At 67.9% G+C, this 872-nt stretch carries 1 protein-coding gene; it reads left to right on the top strand.

What is annotated here, in order from left to right; genetic code table 11:
- Window positions 1-872, top strand: an 872-nt coding sequence (locus ACSNOH_RS34940) for an NAD(P)-dependent malic enzyme (protein WP_436725465.1), incomplete at both ends; no start/stop codon positions are given.

The raw sequence follows: 872 nt of genomic DNA, 5'->3' as shown, positions 1-872 counted from the left end.
GTGGCGCGCGTGTGCATGGCGATCGCCGAGAATCCGGAGGATGCGCGGCGTCTGACGATCAAGCGCAACAGCGTGGCGGTGGTCACGGACGGGTCGGCGGTGCTGGGGCTGGGGAACATCGGTCCGAAGGCGGCGCTGCCGGTGATGGAGGGCAAGGCGGCGCTGTTCAAGCGGTTCGCGGGGATCGATGCGTGGCCGATCTGTCTGGACACGCAGGATTCGGATGCGATCGTGGAGATCGTCAAGGCGATCGCGCCGGGTTTTGCGGGGATCAATCTGGAGGACATCTCGGCGCCGCGGTGTTTCGAGATCGAGGCGCGGCTGCGGGAGGCGCTGGACATCCCGGTCTTCCATGATGACCAGCACGGTACGGCGATCGTGGTGCTGGCGGCGCTGACGAATGCGTTGCGGGTGGTGGGGAAGGCGGTCGGTGACGTACGGGTCGTCATGTCGGGTGCGGGTGCTGCTGGTACGGCGATTTTGAAGTTGCTGCTGGCGGCCGGGGTGAAGCATGCCGTGGTGGCCGACATTCATGGTGTGGTGCATGCGGGGCGTGCGGATCTGGTGGATGCGGGGCCGGAGACGGCGCTGCGGTGGATCGCGGACAACACCAATCCGGAGGGCATCACGGGGACGCTGAAGGAGGCCGTGCGGGGCGCGGACGTCTTCATCGGTGTCTCGGCGCCGAACGTGCTGGACGGTGAGGATGTGGCGGCGATGGCGGAGGGTGCGATCGTCTTCGCGCTGGCCAACCCCGATCCGGAGGTGGATCCGGCCGTGGCGCGGCGGACGGCGGCCGTGGTGGCCACGGGCCGTTCGGACTTCCCGAACCAGATCAACAACGTGCTGGTCTTCCCGGGTGTCTTCCGCGG

Origin of the sequence: Streptomyces sp. URMC 127, from assembly GCF_051386535.1 — a bacterium.
Lineage (GTDB): Bacteria > Actinomycetota > Actinomycetes > Streptomycetales > Streptomycetaceae > Streptomyces.
Note: the sequence above shows the minus strand (reverse complement) of the source record. Positions and strands in the feature narration are given on the sequence as shown.